At 76.0% G+C, this 18495-nt stretch carries 19 protein-coding genes; 14 read left to right on the top strand and 5 right to left on the bottom strand.

All coding sequences use genetic code 11. From position 1 onward, the window contains the following. Window positions 1-4: 4 nt before the first annotated feature. Window positions 5-286: a metal-sensitive transcriptional regulator gene (locus ACL02T_RS08770; RefSeq protein WP_412830113.1), complete on the bottom strand. Its 282-nt coding sequence runs from the start codon at window positions 284-286 to the stop codon at window positions 5-7. A 251-nt stretch (window positions 287-537) separates the two neighbouring features. Between ACL02T_RS08770 and ACL02T_RS08765 the strand changes: the two genes are divergently transcribed. The 13 genes from ACL02T_RS08765 to ACL02T_RS08705 all read left to right on the top strand — a co-directional run bounded on the left by ACL02T_RS08765 (window position 538) and on the right by ACL02T_RS08705 (window position 15198). Continuing rightward, window positions 538-888, top strand: coding sequence for an NADH-quinone oxidoreductase subunit A (locus ACL02T_RS08765; RefSeq protein WP_412830112.1), 351 nt, complete (start codon window positions 538-540; stop codon window positions 886-888). Continuing rightward, entirely contained in the window at window positions 879-2291 is a 1413-nt protein-coding gene (locus tag ACL02T_RS08760) for a hypothetical protein (RefSeq protein WP_412830111.1), read from the top strand. The genes ACL02T_RS08765 and ACL02T_RS08760 overlap by 10 nt, the downstream gene beginning before the upstream one ends. Further along, entirely contained in the window at window positions 2284-3240 is a 957-nt protein-coding gene (locus ACL02T_RS08755; RefSeq protein WP_412830110.1) for an NADH-quinone oxidoreductase subunit H, read from the top strand. Before ACL02T_RS08760 ends, ACL02T_RS08755 begins: the two co-directional genes overlap by 8 nt. Then, window positions 3241-3798, top strand: a complete 558-nt coding sequence (locus ACL02T_RS08750) for an NADH-quinone oxidoreductase subunit J (RefSeq protein ID WP_412830109.1) — start codon at window positions 3241-3243, stop codon at window positions 3796-3798. Then, a complete protein-coding gene (locus ACL02T_RS08745) occupies window positions 3795-4100 on the top strand; it encodes an NADH-quinone oxidoreductase subunit NuoK (RefSeq protein ID WP_412830108.1) in 306 nt (101 codons plus the stop codon). The genes ACL02T_RS08750 and ACL02T_RS08745 overlap by 4 nt, the downstream gene beginning before the upstream one ends. A 7-nt stretch (window positions 4101-4107) precedes the next feature. Continuing rightward, on the top strand, window positions 4108-5967 hold the full coding sequence (locus tag ACL02T_RS08740) for an NADH-quinone oxidoreductase subunit 5 family protein (protein WP_412830107.1): 1860 nt from the start codon (window positions 4108-4110) through the stop codon (window positions 5965-5967). A gap of 13 nt (window positions 5968-5980) precedes the next feature. Then, window positions 5981-7498: a complex I subunit 4 family protein gene (locus tag ACL02T_RS08735; protein WP_412830106.1), complete on the top strand. Its 1518-nt coding sequence runs from the start codon at window positions 5981-5983 to the stop codon at window positions 7496-7498. Next, window positions 7498-8937 (top strand): NADH-quinone oxidoreductase subunit N, encoded by a 1440-nt coding sequence (locus tag ACL02T_RS08730; protein WP_412830105.1) that lies wholly within the window; start codon window positions 7498-7500, stop codon window positions 8935-8937. The genes ACL02T_RS08735 and ACL02T_RS08730 overlap by 1 nt, the downstream gene beginning before the upstream one ends. Window positions 8938-9006: 69 nt before the next feature. After that, a complete protein-coding gene (gene acsA / locus ACL02T_RS08725; RefSeq protein ID WP_412830104.1) occupies window positions 9007-10821 on the top strand; it encodes an acetate--CoA ligase in 1815 nt (604 codons plus the stop codon). Continuing rightward, the gene (gene pdhA, locus ACL02T_RS08720) at window positions 10818-11816 is read left to right on the top strand and encodes a pyruvate dehydrogenase (acetyl-transferring) E1 component subunit alpha (RefSeq protein WP_412830103.1); all 999 of its coding nucleotides are present in this window, start codon (window positions 10818-10820) and stop codon (window positions 11814-11816) included. The genes acsA and pdhA overlap by 4 nt, the downstream gene beginning before the upstream one ends. Beyond that, a complete protein-coding gene (locus tag ACL02T_RS08715; RefSeq protein ID WP_412830102.1) occupies window positions 11813-12805 on the top strand; it encodes an alpha-ketoacid dehydrogenase subunit beta in 993 nt (330 codons plus the stop codon). The genes pdhA and ACL02T_RS08715 overlap by 4 nt, the downstream gene beginning before the upstream one ends. Before the next feature lies 1 nt (window position 12806). Continuing rightward, window positions 12807-14294, top strand: coding sequence for a dihydrolipoamide acetyltransferase family protein (locus tag ACL02T_RS08710; protein ID WP_412830101.1), 1488 nt, complete (start codon window positions 12807-12809; stop codon window positions 14292-14294). Between the two features lie 145 nt (window positions 14295-14439). Beyond that, entirely contained in the window at window positions 14440-15198 is a 759-nt protein-coding gene (locus tag ACL02T_RS08705; protein ID WP_412830100.1) for an ABC transporter ATP-binding protein, read from the top strand. Between the two features lie 46 nt (window positions 15199-15244). Here ACL02T_RS08705 and ACL02T_RS08700 read toward each other — a convergent pair whose 3' ends face one another. The 3 genes from ACL02T_RS08700 to ACL02T_RS08690 all read right to left on the bottom strand — a co-directional run bounded on the left by ACL02T_RS08700 (window position 15245) and on the right by ACL02T_RS08690 (window position 16863). Next, entirely contained in the window at window positions 15245-15931 is a 687-nt protein-coding gene (locus ACL02T_RS08700) for a universal stress protein (protein WP_412830099.1), read from the bottom strand. Window positions 15932-16146: 215 nt separating this feature from the next. Then, window positions 16147-16419, bottom strand: coding sequence for a metal-sensitive transcriptional regulator (locus ACL02T_RS08695; RefSeq protein ID WP_412830098.1), 273 nt, complete (start codon window positions 16417-16419; stop codon window positions 16147-16149). A 36-nt stretch (window positions 16420-16455) separates the two neighbouring features. Next, a complete protein-coding gene (locus ACL02T_RS08690; RefSeq protein ID WP_412830097.1) occupies window positions 16456-16863 on the bottom strand; it encodes a carboxymuconolactone decarboxylase family protein in 408 nt (135 codons plus the stop codon). Window positions 16864-17112: 249 nt separating this feature from the next. Between ACL02T_RS08690 and ACL02T_RS08685 the strand changes: the two genes are divergently transcribed. Further along, entirely contained in the window at window positions 17113-17724 is a 612-nt protein-coding gene (locus ACL02T_RS08685) for a rhodanese-like domain-containing protein (RefSeq protein ID WP_412830096.1), read from the top strand. A gap of 83 nt (window positions 17725-17807) precedes the next feature. On the opposite strand, the gene ACL02T_RS08680 is transcribed toward ACL02T_RS08685, so the two are convergent. Further along, window positions 17808-18449, bottom strand: a complete 642-nt coding sequence (locus ACL02T_RS08680; protein WP_412830095.1) for a chemotaxis protein CheB — start codon at window positions 18447-18449, stop codon at window positions 17808-17810. Window positions 18450-18495 lie beyond the last annotated feature (46 nt).

Genomic DNA, 18495 nt, shown 5'->3' with positions numbered 1-18495 from the left:
GCGCTCAGGACCTGACCAGGCGGGCGATCGCGGCGCTGGCCTCGGCGACCTTCTGCTCGGCGACCATGCCGCCCTCGGCGACCGCGTCGGTGACGCAGTGCTTGAGGTGCTCGTCCAGCAGGTTGAGCGCCACGGCCTCGAGCGCCTTGTTCACGGCGGAGATCTGGGTCAGGACGTCGATGCAGTACTTGTCCGACTCGATCATCTTCGTGATGCCCCGCACCTGGCCCTCGATGCGGCGCATCCGCTTGAGGTGCGAATCCTTGGTGTCGGCGTATCCGTTCACTGCGTCCTCCTCGTGAGCGCTACGGCAACCATACCCTAGGGGGGTACCGTAGCGAGAGCCCCGTCTCCACACGCGCGCGGAATGCGTGACAAGTCCGCCGTCGAGGATTCGTCCGCGCCCGATCGGGAAGGAAGGCCTTCGGGTGTCCACTGCGCCCCGTCGGGGTGCACGGAGTGGACAGGCCGAGCGGGATACCCCAGTATGCCCATGCCGGGTAGGGGTATGACAGGACCGAGGTCTCGGAGGTGAGGATGAGCGAGTTCGTGCCGGTACTGCTCGCCCTCGGCGCGGTACTCGTCCTCGTCGCCGCGCTCCACGCGGTCGCGGCGCTCACCGCGACCGCACGGGCGGCGACGGCGGTCCTCCCGTTCGCGGGCGGACTCCCGCCGGCGCAGCACGCCTTCTCCCGGTTCCACGTGCGCTGGTACCCGGTGACCATGGTGTTCCTGGCCTTCGACATGGAGATGGTCTTCATGTACCCGTGGACGCTGGTGGTGTCCCGCGTCGGGCCCTCCGCGGTGATCGAGATGTTCGTCTTCCTCGGCATCCTGGTGGCGGGGGTCGTCTACGCCTGGCGCGAGGGCGCGCTGCGATGGACCTGAGGACCCGGCTACGGCGGTACGCGGCCGGGCGACCGCACGTGCTGATCGTCGCCGCCCGCGGCGGGACGGCCGTGCGCCTGGCCGTCGAGGCCGAGCTCGCCCGGCGCGACTGGCCGCTCGCCGCCACCCCGGCCGACGCGGACGTGCTGCTCGTCGCCGGAACTCCCGGTCGCGAGCTGGCCGACGCGGTCTCGGACATCTGGGCGGCGATCCCGCAGCCCCGTACCTACGCCGCGGCGCCCCGTCTCCACGACCTCGGGACCACTCTGGACCGGGCTGCGGCCGACCTCGTCGCGGGGGACTCGGCCGGCGGTCCGCCCTCCTCGCGAACGGCACCCGACCACACGGCGGACGAGCACGGGCAGGCCGACCGGTCCCGGAACGCCGACCAGGGCGATCACGGCGACCACGACGACGAGCACGGCGTCGACCAGAACGACGACCAGAACGACGACGAGGGGCACGACGACGAGGGGCACGACGACGAGGGGCACGACGACGAGGGGCACGACGACGAGGGGCACAGCGACGACCAGGACGACGAGGGGCACGACGACATGGAGATGCCCGGCGACCTGCCCATGGCCGACGTCGGCGAGGATCGCGACGGGTTGATGCTCGACCGGCTGCAGGTGGCGCTGGGCCCGGTCCTGCCGGACTGGCCGGCCGGGCTGGTGCTCGAGGTGGTCCTGCAGGGCGACGTCGTGCAGGAGGCGCGCGCCCGGCTCGTCGACGACCCGCTCGGCGATCCCTTCTGGACGCCCCGCCCCCCGGGCGACACCGAGCACGGCGACGTCGCGGACCCGGCGCGGCGGGCGGCCCGCGAGCTCGACGCCCTCGCCCGGTTCCTCGCGGTGGCGGGCTGGTCGGCACCCGCGGCCCGGGCCCGCCGGCTGCGCGACGGACTCCTCGCCGGGGATCCCCCGGATCCGGCCGTCACCTCGGCCGAGGCGCTGGTGCGGCAGGTGCGCCGCTCGCGGACCCTGTGCCGGATGCTGCGTGGCCTTCCCCACGTGCCCGCCCGGTTCGCGCTCCGCCTCGACGCCGTCGACGACGCGTGTGCGGCACTGCGCGAGCCCGCCACGCGGGCCGCCGCCGGCGTGTCGCCCCCGCCGGGGGGTGACCGGACCCGGCCGGAACTCGGGGAGCTGGAGCGCCTGCTGGTCGGCGCCGACCTCGCCGCGGCCCGCCTGCTCGTCGCGGCCGCCGACCCCGTCACCGAAGGCAGCACCGAAGGCAGCACCGACCGCAGTACCCACCCCGCCGCAGGAAGCACGGGCGGCATCGGTAACGGGCCCGCCCGGGACGACGCGCAGCGGGTCGGGCAGGGGGCCGTGTCGGGTGCCGGCGACCGGGAGGCACCGCACGGCGGGCAGCCGGAGAGGGGGCACGAGCATGGTTGAGCCGGTTCCGGTGCCGGCACCCACGGCGGCGCTGCCGTGGTGGTGGGCGCTGCTGGTGCCGGTGCTGCTCGTCGCGGTGGCAGGGGCCGTCGCGGCCGCCGACGCGGCAGTGACCGCGCGGGCGGCGGGTCGCCCGGACGGGCTCGCCGCACCGGCGCGGGAGGCGGCGCGGCTGCTGGTCGGGCAGCGCCGTCGCACGGTGGCGGCGGACCCGGTGCTGTGGCGGGCGGGGTCGGTGGTCCTGCCCGTGGCCGCCGTCCTGGCCGCGGTCGTGGTCCCGCTCGGCTCGCGGCCCGTCGCCGATCTCGGGATCGGGATCGTCTGGTTCAACGCCATGGAGGTCCTGGCCTGGGCCGCGGTGTGGCTGGCCGGGTGGGGGCCCAACAGCGTGCTGTCGCTGGTCGGCGGGTACCGGTTCGTCGCACAGGGGCTGGCCAACGAGCTGCCGCACATGTTCGCCCTCACCACCGCCGCGCTGGGCGCGCAGAGCCTGCGGGTCACCGACGTCGTGGCCGCGCAGCAGGACCTGTGGTTCGTGGTGATCATGCCGGTGGCGTTCGTGGTCTTCCTGGTCTCGGCGGCCGCGATGGCCTTCTGGGGGCCGTTCGACGCCCCGGTCGGCGGTGATCTCGCCGGCGGGGCGGCCGCGGAGCTGTCGGGGGTGGACCGGCTGCTGTTCCTCGGCGGCCGCTGGCTGCTGCTGACCGCCGCGGCGGCGATGGCGGTGCCGCTGTTCCTCGGCGGCGGTGCCGGGCCGCTGCTGCCCGCGTGGGCGTGGGTCGTGGTCAAGACCGGCGCGGTCCTGGCCCTCCTGGTGTGGGCACGGCGCCGGTTCCCGACGATCCGGATGGACCGCTGGACCGAGGTCTCGTGGATGGTGCTCGTGCCCCTGACGCTGGCCCAGGCGTTGGTGGTGGCCGTGGTCGTGCTCGTGCAGGGAGGCCTCTAGATGGTCGTGGCGTTCTGGGTGCTCGCCGTCGTCGCGGTGGTGTGCGGGTTCGGCGTGTTCCGCCTGAACTCGATGGCGCAGGTGACCTTCTCCCTCCTGGCCTCCTTCCTCGCCGTGGCCGGGCTGGTGGTGCTGCTCGGGCTCGGCTACCTGGGCGCGGTCATCGTGCTCATGATGGTGATCGAGATGGTCGTCATGGCCGTCTTCATGATCATGTACATGATGAACCCGGCCGGGCTCATGCCCATGGCGATGTACCACAACAAGCCCGGGGCGATGACGATCTCGGTGGGCACCTTCGTGCTGCTCGCCGCGGGGATCCTGCTCGTCGACTGGCCGCAGCGCCGGGGCGTGCCGGGCCCCGACCCCACGTTCGCGCTCGGTCGGTCGCTGATGGGTGAGCAGATGCTGACCATGATGGTCCTCGGGATCACGCTGTTCGCCACCATCGTGGCCACGGTCGTGCTGTCGACCGGGCGGGGCCGCTACGACCGCCTCGGCGACGACCTCGACGCGGCCACCGCCGACGACCCGCTCGGAGGAGGTGTCGGCCGGTGACGCTCGAGCCGTTCCTGCTGGCCGCGGCCGGACTGTTCGCCATCGGGCTGTACGGGGCGCTGTCCCAGCAGTCGATCGTCATGCTGATGATGGGGCTCGAACTGATGCTCAACGGGGTCATCCTGGCCGCCGCCGCGTTCTGGTACTTCCTCGCCCCGGCCGGCACCGAGGGCCAGGTCCTGATCGTCGTGGTGGTCACCGCGATGGCGATCGAGATGGCCGCCGGCTTCGCCGTGACCACCGCGATCTACCGGGCCCGGCAGGTCGACATGACCGACGGCGCCGCGGACCTCGAGGGCTGAGCCGCTCGTGGTGCTGTACTGGCTGATCGCGCTCCCGCTGCTGGCCGGGGCCCTGCTCGCGCTGGGCGGACGACGGGCCGAGCCGCTGGCCCCCGCCCTCGGCACCGGTGTGTCGGTCGCCGTCCTGGCCCTCGCGGTGCTCGCCGCCGTCACCCGCCCGGCCACGGACGCGCCGCTGTTCGCCGGGATCCGGGCGGGGTTCGCGGTCGACGGGCTCTCGGCCGTGCTGGTCGTGACCGTCGCCGTGGTGCTGGTCGCGGTGCTGGTGTTCGCCGCGGGCGAGGCGGAGCTGCGGACCGGCCGGTTCACCGGCCTGATGCTGGTCTTCGCCGCGGCGATGCTCGCGACGGTGACCGCGGCGGGCCTGGCCCCGCTCCTGATGGCGTGGGAGGTCATGGGTGCGGCGAGCTGGGCGCTGATCGGCTACCACCACCGCGACCCGGCCGCGGTGCGCGGCGCGCACACCGCGTTCCTCACCACCCGCGCCGCCGACCTCGGGCTCTACCTCGCCGCCGGTGCGGCGCTGGCCGGCGGGGTCGGGTCCCTGGGGTTCGACGCGCTGCCGACGGCGTCCGGCGGCTGGCGGGATCTCCTGGTGGCCGGGGTGGTGGTCGCCGCGCTGGGCAAGTCCGCGCAGCTGCCGTTCAGCTTCTGGCTGTCCGGGGCGATGCGCGGCCCGAGCCCGGTGTCGGCGCTGTTGCACTCGGCGACCATGGTCGCCGCGGGCGCCTACCTGCTGGTGCGGCTGAACCCGCTGCTCGGCCCGGTCGGCTGGGCCGGCCCGCTGGTGGCGTGGACCGGGGCGGCGACCGCACTCGGGCTGGGCCTGGTCGCGGTGGCCCAGCGCGACCTCAAGCAGCTGCTGGCCGCGTCCACCTGCGCGCAGATCGGCTACATGATCCTCGGCGCCGGGGTCGGCGGCGGGTCGGCCGCCGTGCTGCAGCTGGTCGCGCACGCGGCCACGAAGAGCCTGCTGTTCCTGGCCGCCGGCGCCTGGCTGACCGCGACCGGGACCAAGCAGCTGGGCAGGCTCGCCGGGGCGGCCCGACGGTTCCCGCTCGTGGGTGCGGTGTTCACGGTCGGGGCGCTGACCCTGGCCGGGCTCCCGCCGCTGTCGCTGTGGGTCGCCAAGGACGCCGTCCTCGCCGCCACGCTCGACGCACGGGTGCCCGGCGCCGTCGCCCTGTACGTGGTCGGGCTGGCCGGTGCCGCCGTGGCCGCGGTGTACAGCGCGAAGGCGCTGTGGTTCGTGTGGCGGCCGGCCCCGCGGACCGACGTGCCCGGTGGCGGGGCCGGGACCGACGGGCGGGAGCAGGACCCGACCGGGCACGTGCCGGCCGTCGCCGGGCCACCGCTGGTCCTGCTGGCGGTCGGAGCCGCCACGCTCGGGCTCCTCCCGGTGCTCGGCCGCGGCGTCCTCGCCCCCGGGTCCACCCCGCGCTGGTGGGAACTCCTCGTCTCCGCGGTCGTCGCGGTGGGCGCGACCCTGTGGGGCTGGCGCAGCGCCACCCGGCTGCCCGAGCCGGGGCCGGCGGCCCGCTGGTGGGACCTGGAACGGGTCGCGCGGCTGCTGGTGGTCCGCCCCGTGCGCAGGCTGGCCGAGGGGCTGGCGGGGTTCGACGACCGCGTCCTCGACCGCGGGGTCGACTCCACCGCACGCGCCACCCTCGCGCTGGCACGGCTGCTCGACCGGCGCGGCGAGCCCGCGCTCGACGGCACCGTGCGGGGTGTCACCGACGGCGCCCGGGCGCTGGGCCGGTGGGCCCGGCGACCGCAGACCGGGCAGCTGCACCAGTACTACGCCCAGGCGTCGGTCGGCTTCGTGGTGCTCGCCGTGCTGGCCGTCGTCGTGATCGTCGTGTCCTGAAGGAGGCCCAGCGGTGCTGTCGCTGATCGTGTTCCTGCCCGCCGCGGTGGCGGTGGTGCTGGCGGCGCTGCCCGCGCGGCTGCCGGCCCGGGTGTTCGTCGGGACGTGGATCGCCGCCGCGCTGGCCGATCTCGCCCTGATCGTCGCCGCCTGGGTGCGGTTCCCCGGCGCGGCGACGAGCGACGGGTACGCCTTCGAGGAGCGCGTGCCCTGGATCCCCGGCGTCGGGGTCTCCTACCACCTCGGGGTGGACGGGCTGTCGCTGCCGCTCCTGGCGATGACGGCGGTGCTGTTCGGGGCGTGCGCGGTGTTCGCGCTGCGCGAGACCCGCCGGGTCAAGCCCTACGTGCTGCTGTTCCTGGCCCTGCAGACGGTCTGCCTGGGGCTGTTCGCCGCACTGGACCTGATCCTGTTCTTCCTGTTCTTCGACCTCTCGATCGTGTTCATGTACTTCGTGATCGCCGGGTGGGGGCACGCCGAGCGGGCGCGTGCCGCGGCGCTGACGTTCTTCCTCTACACCTTCCTCGGCTCCCTGGCCCTGCTGCTCGGGTTCATCCTGCTGTACCTCGCGGCCGCCCCGCACACCTTCGACATCGTCGCGCTCGCGGCCGCCAACCCGCTCGCCGCCGGCGGCCCCTACGCGGGCCTCACGCTGCTGGCGCTCGGGGTCGGGCTGGCCGTGAAGACACCGACCGTGCCGTTCCACACCTGGCTGCCACCCGCGCACACCGAGGCCCCGGCCACCGGATCGGCGATCCTGGCCGGGGTGCTGCTGAAGATGGGCACCTACGGCTTCGTCCGCATCGCCATGCCCCTGCTGCCCACCAGCTGGCGGCAGTACGCGCTGGTCGTGCTCGTCGTCGGCGTCGTGTCGGTGGTCTACGGGGCGCTCGTCGCGCTCGCCCAGACCGACCTCAAGCGCATGATCGCCTACACCTCGGTCAACCACATGGGCTACGTGCTGGTCGGGATCGGGGCCGCCGGGCTCGTGGTCGCCGGCGACGCCCAGGCCCGCACCCTGGCCACCACCGGGGCGCTGGTCCAGATGGTGTCCCACGGGCTGATCACCGGCGCGTTGTTCCTGCTCGCCGGGGTCCTCCACGACCGGGGCCGCACCTACGACCTCGGCGCCTGGTCCGGGCTGGCCGCCCGCACCCCCCGGTTCGCCGCGCTGTTCGCCGTGGCCGCGTTCGCCTCCCTGGGGCTGCCCGGCTTCTCCGGGTTCGTCGCGGAGTTCCAGATCTTCACCGGTTCCCTGCCCGCGGCCCCGGTCCCGGTCGCGATCGCGGTCACCGGGATCCTGGTCACCGCCGCGTTGTTCCTGGTGGCGCTGCAGCGGTTGTTCCTCGGGCCGCTGCGCGTCCCGGACGCCCCCGGCACCCCCCGCGCGGTCGCCGACCTGCGGGCGAGCGAGCTCGTCGCGATCGCGCCGCTGCTGGCGCTGGCCACCCTGATCGGGCTCGCCCCCCGGTTCCTGCTCGACGTCGTCGAGCCCGCCGCGACGGCCGTGAACACCCTGGTCGCGCGGTGATGAACGAGAACCCCGCCGCGCTGATCCCGGAGCTCGCGCTGCTCGCTGCCGCGGTGCTCGGGCTGCTCGCCGGGTCGTGGCTCCCGCGGACGCGCCAGTGGCCGGTCGCGGTCCTCGCGGGGGCCGCCTGCGTGACCGGTCTCGTCGCCACCGGCCTGGCGTTCCCCCGGCCCCCGGAGACGGTGTTCGGCTCCCACGCCGTCGACACCACCACCAACGCGACCCGGCTGATCGTGCTGGTGGCCGTCCTGCTCGCCGTCGGCGCCTCGGTCGACACCGCCCGGGCCCGGCCGCGGGAGACCGAGTACTGGGTCCTGCTGCTGCTCGGCGCGCTCGGCGCCGTCCTGCTCGCGGGCGCCACCGACCTGCTGTTGCTGTTCGCGGCGTTCCTGCTGGCGAGCATCCCGCTCTACGCCCTGGTCGGGTGGGCCGCGACCGCGTCGGGCACCGAGGCGGCGATGAAGTACTACCTCTCGGGCGCCTTCGCCGGTGTCACCATGATCACCGGGGTGGCGCTGCTGTACGCCGCCGGCGGTGGCACCGCCTACGCCACCCTGCGCGACGGGCTGGCGGCGGCGGGCGGCCGGTCGGTGCCCGCCCTGGCCGCGGTCGGGCTGATCGCGGTGCTGGCCGGACTGGCGTTCAAGGCCGGCGCGGTACCGGCGCACTTCTGGGTGCCCGACGTCAGCGAGGGCACCCCGGCACCGGTCGCCGGGATCGTCACGACCATCCCCAAGATCGGCGCGCTCGTCGCCGCCCTCCGGCTGCTCTCGGCCGCGATCCCGGACGAGGTCGTCGACTGGCCGCTGATCGTGGCGATCCTCGCCGCGGTGTCGATGACGCTCGGGAACCTCGCCGCCTTCTTCCAGAGCTCCGTCCAGCGCCTGCTCGGCTACTCGGCCGTCTCGCAGGTCGGCTACGTCCTGATGGCCGTCGCCGTCGCCTCCCGCACCGGGCAGGCGGCCCCGGCCCTGCTGGTCTACCTCGCCGCCTACGCGGTCACCAACCTCGGCGCCTTCGCCGTCGCCGCCGCGGTCGTGGCCCCCGGCGGCGGCCCCGCCCGCACCCTCGACGACCATCGTGGCCTGGCCCGCCGCCGCCCCGCGCTCGCCACCGCACTCGTCGTCTGCCTGCTCGGGCTGGTCGGCACGCCGCCGACCGGGGTGTTCCTCGGCAAGCTCGCCGTCTTCACCGCCGCCGTCGACGGCGGGATGGCGTGGCTGACCGTCCTCGCGGTGGTCAACACCGTCGCCAGCCTCTTCTACTACCTGCGCTGGATCGCCCCGGTGTTCACCGACCCCCCAGACCGGCAGCCCCGCGAGCAGCACGGCAGACCACGGCCGTGGGCGAGCGCCACCGCGGTCACGGCCGCCGCGGCATCGCTCGCGATCGGCGTCGGCGGGGGCCTGCTGCTCGGCCTGGTCACCGGCACGGGGTGACGGAGGTCCCGCCGACGCGGGGACCGGTGCCCCTGCCCCGTCGTCGGCGCCCGCACGAGCCTCGCTCCCATGCCCTACGCCACCATCGGCAAGCCGGACCACGTGCGGCGCGCCGCCGTCATGGGGGACTACGCCCGCGCCCGCCGCGAGTTCAGCTGGACGCACGCGCGGCTGGAGCTGTCCGGCCTGCCGGGCGGCAGCGGGCTGAACATCGCGCACGAGGCCGTCGACCGGCACGCCGCGCACGCCGCCCGCCGCGGCCGGACCGCGGTGCGGTTCCTCGATCGTGCCGGCACCGTCCACGACCTGACGTACGGCGAGCTCGCCCGGCGCAGCAACCGCTTCGCCCACGTCCTCGGCACCCTCGGCGTCCGGCCCGGGGAGCGCGTGTTCACCCTGCTCGGCCCGCAACCGGAGTTCTTCGTCGCGGCGCTCGGCACGCTGAAGGCGCGCGCGGTGCTGGCCCCGCTGTTCTCCGCCTTCGGACCGGAACCGGTGCGCCGGCGCCTGGAGCTGGGCGAGGCCGCGGTGCTGGTCACCACGCCCGCGCTCTACCGCCGGACCGTCGCCCCGGTCCGGGACGCCCTGCCGGGGCTCCGGCACGTGCTGCTCGTCGGGCCGCCCGGCGAGGAGGGCTGCTCGCTCGACGCCCTGCTCGACGCGGCGAGCCCGGAGTACGTCATCGGCCCCACCGATCCGCAGGACCCCGCGCTCCTGCACTTCACCAGCGGCACGACCGGGACCCCGAAGGGCGCACTGCACGTGCACGAGGCCGTCGTCGCACACCACGCCACCGCCCGGGTGGCCCTCGACCTGCGACCCGACGACGTCTACTGGTGCACCGCGGACCCCGGCTGGGTCACCGGCACCTCCTACGGGCTCGTCGCCCCGCTCGTGGTGGGCGCGACCCTCGTCGCGGACGCCCGCGAGTTCGACGTGCGCCGGTGGTACCGCGTCCTCGCCGAGCAGCGCGTGACGGTCTGGTACACCGCACCCACCGCGCTGCGGATGTTCATGGCGGCCGGGCCGGTGGAGGCGCGGCGGCACGACCTGTCGGCGTTGCGGCTGATCGCGAGCGTGGGCGAGCCGCTGAACGGCGAGGTGGTCGTGTGGGCGGACGCGGTGCTGGGCCGGCCGGTGCACGACACGTGGTGGCAGACGGAGACCGGCGCCATCATGATCGCCAACTTCGCGGGCTCGGACATCCGGCCCGGGTCGATGGGCCGCCCCGTTCCCGGGATCGGCGCGGGGCTGCTGGAGCAGGGGCCGGACGGCCGCGCGCTCGTCGCGCCGGACGGGCGGGTCAAGGTGCTGCACGGCGAGGCGGAGGGCGAGCTGGCGCTGCGGGCGGGATGGCCCTCGATGTTCCGCGGCTACCTCGGTGCCCCGGAACGCCACGCCCGGTGCTTCGCCGACGGCTGGTACCTGACCGGCGACATCGCCCGTCGCGACCGCGACGGCTGGTACTGGTTCGTGGGCCGCGCCGACGACGTCATCAAGTCCGCCGGCCACCTCGTCGGCCCCTTCGAGGTCGAGAGCACGCTGATGCGCCATCCGGCGGTGGCCGAGGCCGGGGTGATCGGCGTCCCGGACGCCACGGCCGGCGAGGTGGTGAAGGCCTTCGTCACCCTGCGGGCCGGTGCGGAGCCCGGCGAGGAGCTGCGCCGCGAGCTGCTCGCCTTCGCCCGTCGCGAGCTCGGGGCGGTGGCGCCGAGGTCGATCGCGATCGTGCCGGCCCTGCCCCACACCCGCAGCGGCAAGGTGATGCGCCGGCTGCTGCGCGCCCGTGAGCTCGGGTTGCCCGAGGGCGACCTGTCGACGCTGGAGAACGCCGCGGACGTGCTGCCGGGCACCGGTGCCGACACCACGGCGGGCGCGCCGTGAGCGACCCGGGGCCCGCCGCCGACCGGACCGGCCTCCTCACCACGATGCTGCGGATCCGGCGCTTCGAGGAGCGGTGCGTCGAGCTCTACAGCGCCGGGGCGATCCGGGGCTTCCTGCACCTGTGCGTGGGCGAGGAGGCCGTGGCCGCCGGCGTGCTGGCGGCACTGACCCCCGACGACGCCGTCGTCTCCACCTACCGGGAGCACGGGCACGCGCTGGCGCGCGGGGTGCCGATGGAGTCCCTGCTGGCGGAGATGTTCGGCCGGGTGACCGGCTGCAGCCGGGGGCGGGGCGGCTCGATGCACCTCTTCGACGCGTCCCGGCGCTTCTACGGCGGCAACGCGATCGTCGCCGGTGGCATCCCGGTGGCCGTCGGGCTCGCGCTCGCGGACCGGCTGCGCGGCCGCCCGCACGTGACCGCCTGCCTGTTCGGCGACGGCGCCGTCGCCGAGGGCGAGTTCCACGAGTCGCTCAACCTCGCGGCGCTGTGGCACCTGCCGGTGGTGTTCTGCTGCGAGAACAACCGGTACGCGATGGGAACGGCACTCGCCCGCAGCCACGCCGAGACCGATCTCGCGCTGCGCGCCGGGTCCTACGGCGTGCGGTCCTGGGCGGTCGACGGCATGGACGTGACCGCGGTCCGTGCGGCCACCGCACTGGCCGTGGACACCGCCCGGGCCGGGGGCGGGCCCTGCTTCCTCGAGCTGCGCACCTACCGCTTCCGCGCCCACTCGATGTACGACGCCGACCGCTACCGCGACCGCGCCGAGGTCGAGGCCTGGCGCGCCCGGGACCCCGTCGAGCTGCTGGCCGCCGCCCTCACCGCGGACGGGCTTCTCGACGAGCCCGGCCGCAAGGAGCTCGAGGAGGCCGTCGGCCGGGAGATCGACGAGGCCGTGCGCGCGGCGGAGGCCGCCCCGGTCGAGCCGGTCGAGGACCTCCCCCGGTTCGTGACCACGGAACCGACGGGCACGACGACGGGGGCCGGCGGATGACCGTCACCGCGGGATCGCGCACCCTCACGTTCCGCGAAGCGTTCCGCGAGGCCCTGCGCGAGGCGCTGGCCGGCGACGACCGGGTCTTCCTCATGGGCGAGGACGTCGGGCGCTACGGCGGGTGCTTCGCCGTCAGCCAGGGCCTGCTCGAGGAGTTCGGCGAGGAGCGGGTGCGGGACACACCGCTGTCCGAGTCCGCCTTCGTCGGCGCCGGGATCGGCGCCGCGCTCGGCGGGACGCTGCCGATCGTCGAGATCATGACGGTCAACTTCGCGATGCTCGCGCTCGACCAGATCGTCAACAACGCCGCCACCCTGCGGCACATGTCGGGCGGACAGCTGTCCGTGCCGCTCGTCGTCCGCATCCCGACCGGGCCGGGCCGCCAGCTCGCCGCGCAGCACTCGCACACCCTGGAGGGCTGGTTCGCCCACGTCCCGGGCCTGCGGGTGGTCGCCCCCGCGACGCTGGAGGACGCCCGCGGCATGCTCGGCGCCGCGCTGGCCGACCCGGACCCCGTGCTGGTCTTCGAGCAGATCGCGTCGTACGGGGTGCGCGGCGAGCTCCGCGCGGGCGCCGAGGCCGTCGACCTGGACCGGGCGGCCGTCCGGCGGCCCGGGTCCGACGTCACCGTCGTGGCCTACGGCGGCACGCTCGCGCCCGCGCTGACCGCGGCGGCCCGGCTCGCGTCGGACGGGGTGTCCGCCGAGGTCGTCGACCTGCGCACGCTGCGACCGCTCGACAGCGGGACGGTCCTCGACTCGGTCGCCCGCACGCACCGGCTCGTCGTGGTGGACAACGCCTGGCGCACCGGCGGGCCCGGCGCGGAGGTCGTCGCGCGGGTGGCGGAGCAGGCCCTGGACGAGCTCGACGCCCCGGTGGAGCGGGTCGGCGCCGTGGAGGTCCCGATCCCCTACGCGCGGCAGCTGGAGGAGGCGGCGCTGCCCTCCGTCGCGCAGGTCGTCGAGGCGGTCCGCCGGGCGGTCGGCTGACATGGGCGAGTTCACGATGCCGGCGCTCGGCGCGGACATGACCGAGGGCACCGTCCTGGAGTGGCTCGTCTCCCCCGGCGACGAGGTCCACCGCGGGGACGTCGTGGCCGTGGTCGACACCGACAAGGCGGTCATCGACGTCGAGTGCTTCGACAACGGCGTGGTCGAGCGGCTGCTGATCGGCGTGGGGGACACGGTTCCGGTGGGTACGCCGCTGGCGGTGATCGGCCCGGCGCTCACCGGCCCGGCGCCGGGACGCGGGCCGCGACCGGGGCCCCTCCCGCCGCCCGAACCGCCCGCGCCGCCCGGACCCGAACCTGCCCCGGTGCCACCGGTGCCCCCGCCCGTCCCCGGGCCGCCGCCCGTGCCGACGCCTCCGCCACCGCCGCCCGCGCCCGGGCGGCCCCCGCTCCCGCCGCCCGAACCCGGCCCGCCACCCGAGCCCGGCCCGTCCCCGGTACCGCCACCCGAGCCGGGGCCCTCACCGCTGCCACCGGCCGAGCCCGGCCCGCCGCAGCCGGGGCCCCGGGTCGGGTCGCCGCTGGTCCGCCTGCACGCCGCCGAGGCGGGCATCGACCTGCGGGACGTACCCGGCACCGGCCCCGGTGGCGTGATCACGCGGACCGACCTGGACCGGATCCTGCACCCGGTGCAGCCCTCCCGACGGCGCCCGCGTGTGACCCCCTACGCGCGCCGGCTCGCCGCCGAACGCGGGCTCGACCTCGCGGCGCTGCGCGGCTCCGGGCCCCGGGGGCTCGTGCGCGCCCGGGACCTGCCGGCGCCCGCCGCGACGACCGGCACCGGAGCGGCCACCGCACGTCCCGACCCGCGGCGGGCCACGGCCGGGCTGATGGCCCGCTCCAAGCGCGAGATCCCGCACTACTACCTGGGCACGCAGGTGGACCTGGCCACCGCCCTCGAGCGGCTCCGCGACCACAACCGGCGCATCCCGGTGCCGGAACGCGTGCTGCCGGCGGCCCTGCTCCTGTGCGCGATCGCCCGGGGCCTGCGCGCCGTCCCCCAGCTGAACGGGCACTGGGTCGACGACTCCTTCCACCCGTCCGAGGGGGTCCACCTCGGCGTGACGATCTCGCTCCGGGGCGGCGGGCTCGCCGTCCCCGTGCTGCGCGACGCCGCCGTCCTCGATCTCGACGCCCTCATGCGCGCCCTCGCCGGGGCCGGTGCCCGCGCCCGCGCCGGACACCTGCGCTCGTCCGAGGTCACCGGTGCCAGCGCGACCGTGACGAACCTCGGCGAGCTCGGTGTCGACACCGTCGTCGGGGTCATCCACCCGCCGCAGGTCGCCCTGGTCGGCGTCGGTGCGGTCCGCACCCGGCCCTGGGTCGTCGACGACGCGGTGGTCCCCCGGCCCGTCGTCGACCTCACGCTCGCCGCGGACCACCGGGCCACCGACGGGGCCACGGGCGCACGGCTGCTCCGCGAGATCGGGAGGACCCTCGAGCACCCGGAGGACCTCGTCCCCGCCTGACGGTGCCCCCGGGGTCGCGGCGCCTCGTGGTCCGGTGTCGGACGTCCGGCGGGAGCGACGCGGCGGGCCCGCTCGGGTGGCTCCGCGCACCGCCGGTCTTTCGACCCTGCCGGACCCCGTGGCCGCGGTCCTAGCGTCGTGCGGCGTGGAGGACTCCGCGCAGCACCCCGTGATCGAGGTCCGCGGCCTGGTCAAGCGTTTCGGCCCGGTCACCGCGCTCGACGGGCTCGACCTGCGGGTCGACCGGGGCGAGGTGCACGCCCTGCTCGGGCCGGACGGCGCCGGCAAGACCACCGCTCTCCGGGTGCTGCTCGGGCTCCTCCGCCCGGACGCGGGGACCGTGCGCGTGCTGGCCGCGGACCCGCGGCGGGACGCGGTGGAGCTGCACCGCAGGATCGCCTGGGTCCCCGCGGGAGCGGATCTGTGGCCGGACCTCTCCGGCCGGGAGGTCGTCGACCTGCTCGGTGTCCTGCGCGGCGGGTCCGACCGCCGGCGCCGCGACCAGCTGTTCGAGCGGTTCGCACTGGACCCGACACGCCCGTGCCGCGGCTACTCCCCCGCCGAGCGACAGCAGACCGCTCTGGTGGCCGCGATGGCCTCCGAGGTGGAGCTGCTCCTGCTCGACGAGCCCACCGCGCTGCTGGACGCCACCGCGGATGCCGAGTTCCGCCGCGCGGCCGTCGAGGAGCGCGGGCGCGGCCGGACGGTGCTGCTCTCGGGCCGCCCCTCGGCCGGCCTCGAGTGGATCGCGGACCGCGTCACGCTCGTCCGGACGGGCCGGGCCGTCGAATCCGGCGCACCCGCGCGGGCCGAGAGCCCACCCGCCGGCCCGCTCGACGACGAGCGCCTCGCCCGCCTGCTCCACGACCTCGGCGTGGCCAACGACTGGCACCCCGGCCGCTGAGCCCGGCCTCGGGCCGTCGAGCCCGGCCGCCGAGCCCGCTCGGCGCTCAGGTCCTGGCGGGTCGCCCGCTGCCGGGTCGCTCCCGGTCGAACCGGTGCAGGGGGCGGCGCCGCGAGGCACCGGCCAGCAGGACCGGGACGTCGGAGTGCGCCGTCGCCGCCTGGGCCACGCTGCCGAGCAGCCGGTGGGACAGGCCCGTGCCGCGTCGGCCCAGCACCAGGACGTCGGCCCCCTCGTCGCCCGCGAGGCGCAGGAGGACCCGGGCCGGGCTGCCGCAGGCGATCTCGACGACCGGGGGCGCCACGTCGGCGGGGAGCCAGGCGGCCCGCGTGGCGAGCAGGTCGTGCATGGCCGCCCGGCGCCCGTCGTCGAACTCGGCCGCGTCGGGGTCCAGCACGCCGACCAGGACGAACCGTGCCCCGTCCGCGAAGAGGCCCGCGGCCAGGCGGACGGCCCGGTCGGATTCCGCGGAGCCGTCGATGCCGACGACGACCGTCGCCGGCTCGCGGTCCCGCCGCGTGCCCGAACCCGCGCCGGCCTCGCGTTCGAGCACGGCCGTGTCCCGCCGCGCCCGCTCGGCCGCGATGGGCACGAAGAACAGGCCCAGCACGGCGCCGAGGAAGTACCAGCGCCAGCCGCGGTAGCCCTGCCGGCCGAGCAGGACCACGGCCGCCGCGAGCCCCGTGAGCACCCAGACGGCGACGACGACGGCGACGAACGCGATGGTGGGCATGCCGGCTCCCGCTGCTCCCCGTCCGCCGGGTGTGGCGGATCGGTGCGCAGTCTGGGACCGCTCCCCGCCCCCGGACGAGGGTCGGCGGTCGGTGTGCACCGGGACGGAGGTCCCGGCCGTCGCCCGGACCTCCGCACGCCCTGCGCACGAGCTGGCCACGTGGTCGGCGCGATGCGCGCCGGTCGGCGCGGGACGCCGAACGCGGTCGGCGCCGGTCAGGCGAGGGACAGGAAGAGCTTCTCCAGCCGTTCCCGGTCGGCGGCGGTGGGCCGGCCCTCCCCGTTCCCGGCGACGCATTGCTCCAGGCCGGTTGCGATGATCTTGAAGCCGGCCCGGTCCAGGGCCTTCGACGCGGCGGCCAGCTGGGTGACGACGTCGGCGCAGTCGCGGCCGTCCTCGATCATGGCGATGATCCCGCCGATCTGGCCCTGTGCCCGGCGCAGCCTCTTGACCACGTCCGACAGCGCCTCGGCATCGTTCAGCTGCATCTCGCCCTCCGCGACCTCTCACGGACGAGGATACCCCTACGGGTGGGGGTGCTGGACGGGCCCGGGGGCGGGGCGGTCCCGCCCGTCCGGTCCGGCGCCGCCGGCGAACTCACGGAAGGCGGCGAAGGCGCGGGGGCCGTAGACGGTGCCCGGACCGCCGTTCAGGAGGATCGCCACCCCGATCGCCTCGGCCACCTGCTCCTCGCCGGCTCCGGACGCCGCGGCGCCCCGCGCGTGCGCGGCGATGCAGCCGTCGCACTCCTTGGTCACGGCGATCGCGAGCGCGATCAGCTCCTTGGTGCACCGGTCGAGCGCGCCCTCGCCCATGGCCGCCTCGTGCAGGCCGGCGTAGCCGCGGTAGACCGCGGGGATCGCGCGGCGCAACTGCCGACCGAGCTCGCGTACCTCGTCGCGGACCGCCGCCCCGTGCTCGTGGTGCCCCATCCCGGACCTCCGTGCCGTTCCCGTGCCCCTGCCGTCCTCCGTCGGGCGCCGTGCCCGGCACCCGGTCCGAGTCTCACCGGGGCGCGGGCGACCCGGACCGGGTCGGACGACACGTGCCGGCCGCCGTTGGACCCGCAGGCACGGACACCCCCCGACATACCCCAGGGGGTAGCGTACGGTGGGAAGGGACGCGGCGGGGGTCCGCCAGGAGCGGACCACGGGCGCCGCCCGCGGAGCGAGAGGAATCCCATGAGCACCACACCCGAGACTGCGGCCGGCCCGGTCGGCCACACCGTCGACGCCGACACCGTCCGCGGCTGGATGGACGCCCCGGAGCGGTTGACGGTGATCGACGTCCGCAGCCCCGCCGAGTTCGAGACCGTGCACGTCCACGGCTCGTACAACGTGCCGCTGCCCCTGCTCGGCGAGCACGCCGCCCAGGTCGCCGAGCGCATCGACCACCGCACCGTCCTGGTCTGCCAGTCCGGGGTCCGGGCCACCGACGCGCACCGGCGTCTCGCCGCGGTCGGGATGGGCGACCTGCACGTCCTCGACGGCGGGGTGCCCGCCTTCGAGCGGGCCGGCGGCCCGGTCGTGCGCGGCCGCGCCCGGTGGGCCCTCGAACGGCAGGTCCGCCTGGTCGCGGGCAGCCTCGTCACCGCGGGGGTCCTGGGCAGCCTCTGGAAGCGGCCCGCGATCGCGCTCGCCGGGGCGATCGGCGCCGGCCTGACCTTCTCGGCGCTGACGGACACCTGCGCGATGGGCCGGCTGCTGGCCGCCCTGCCCTACAACCGCGCGGGCGCTCCGGTCGACCCGGCCCGCACCCTCGACGCGCTGGGCCGTCCCGCCGCCCGGAGCTGACCGACCGCGCCGCGCAGGGCCGCCGGTCCGGCAGGTCGGGCCGCTCGGCCGGGAGGACCGACGCCGGGACGCGCAGGTCTCGCTCAGGTCGCCCCGGCGGCCAGGTTCGTCGCCCGGTCGAGCCGGGTGACCAGGTCGCCCGGGATCTCGTCGACGGACAGGACGCGGTCGACGACGTCGGCGCGACCGATCGCCGCCGCCGGCATGGCGAAGTGCGCCGACGACGCCTCGTCCGCGGCGAGGACCGTGCCACCGAACTCGTGCACGGCGACGGCCCCGGTCGCCCCGTCGTTGCCGGCCCCGGACAGGATGACCGCGATCGTGCGGGACCCGGCGGTGACGGCGAGCGAGGCCAGCAGCAGGTCGGCGGACGGCCGGTACGGTGGCGGCCCGTCCGAGGCGATGAGCGCGAGGGCCCCGTCGGTGGTGGCCAGCGCGTGCGCCCCGGACGGCACGACGTACACCCGGCCCTCCCGCAGCCGTTCCCCGTGCCGCACCTCGTGAACGGGCATCGCGCACCGGCGCGCGAGGATCGGGGCGAGCAGGCTCCGCGGCCGGGGCCGCTGGTGCTGCACCACGACGAACGCCGCCGGCAGTCCCGCGGGCAGCGGCGTCAGGACCCGCAGGAGCGCCTCCAGACCACCCGCCGAGCAGGCGAGCACGACGATCTGCCTGGCCCGCGGCGCGGTGGGGGTCCAGGTCCCGGAGCCGGCCGTGACCGTCATGCTCGCGGCCCACCGACGCTCCGGACCGGCGCCGCGACGTGCGCAC

Source organism: Pseudonocardia oceanicola (assembly GCF_047200735.1).
Lineage (GTDB): Bacteria > Actinomycetota > Actinomycetes > Mycobacteriales > Pseudonocardiaceae > Pseudonocardia.
The sequence above is the reverse complement of the archived record's forward strand: the minus strand, read 5'-3'. Positions and strand labels throughout refer to the sequence as shown.

What these genes read in the sequence shown, in the direction of transcription:
- ACL02T_RS08765 (WP_412830112.1), top strand. Translation starts at nt 538, where the DNA reads ATGAGCGAGTTCGTGCCGGTACTGCTCGCCCTCGGCGCGGTACTCGTC.
- ACL02T_RS08760 (WP_412830111.1), top strand. Translation starts at nt 879, where the DNA reads ATGGACCTGAGGACCCGGCTACGGCGGTACGCGGCCGGGCGACCGCAC.
- ACL02T_RS08755 (WP_412830110.1), top strand. Translation starts at nt 2,284, where the DNA reads ATGGTTGAGCCGGTTCCGGTGCCGGCACCCACGGCGGCGCTGCCGTGG.
- ACL02T_RS08750 (WP_412830109.1), top strand. Translation starts at nt 3,241, where the DNA reads ATGGTCGTGGCGTTCTGGGTGCTCGCCGTCGTCGCGGTGGTGTGCGGG.
- ACL02T_RS08730 (WP_412830105.1), top strand. Translation starts at nt 7,498, where the DNA reads ATGAACGAGAACCCCGCCGCGCTGATCCCGGAGCTCGCGCTGCTCGCT.
- acsA (WP_412830104.1), top strand. Translation starts at nt 9,007, where the DNA reads ATGCCCTACGCCACCATCGGCAAGCCGGACCACGTGCGGCGCGCCGCC.
- ACL02T_RS08715 (WP_412830102.1), top strand. Translation starts at nt 11,813, where the DNA reads ATGACCGTCACCGCGGGATCGCGCACCCTCACGTTCCGCGAAGCGTTC.
- ACL02T_RS08710 (WP_412830101.1), top strand. Translation starts at nt 12,807, where the DNA reads ATGGGCGAGTTCACGATGCCGGCGCTCGGCGCGGACATGACCGAGGGC.
- ACL02T_RS08700 (WP_412830099.1), bottom strand. Translation starts at nt 15,931, where the DNA reads ATGCCCACCATCGCGTTCGTCGCCGTCGTCGTCGCCGTCTGGGTGCTC.
- ACL02T_RS08695 (WP_412830098.1), bottom strand. Translation starts at nt 16,419, where the DNA reads ATGCAGCTGAACGATGCCGAGGCGCTGTCGGACGTGGTCAAGAGGCTG.
- ACL02T_RS08690 (WP_412830097.1), bottom strand. Translation starts at nt 16,863, where the DNA reads ATGGGGCACCACGAGCACGGGGCGGCGGTCCGCGACGAGGTACGCGAG.
- ACL02T_RS08685 (WP_412830096.1), top strand. Translation starts at nt 17,113, where the DNA reads ATGAGCACCACACCCGAGACTGCGGCCGGCCCGGTCGGCCACACCGTC.
- ACL02T_RS08680 (WP_412830095.1), bottom strand. Translation starts at nt 18,449, where the DNA reads ATGACGGTCACGGCCGGCTCCGGGACCTGGACCCCCACCGCGCCGCGG.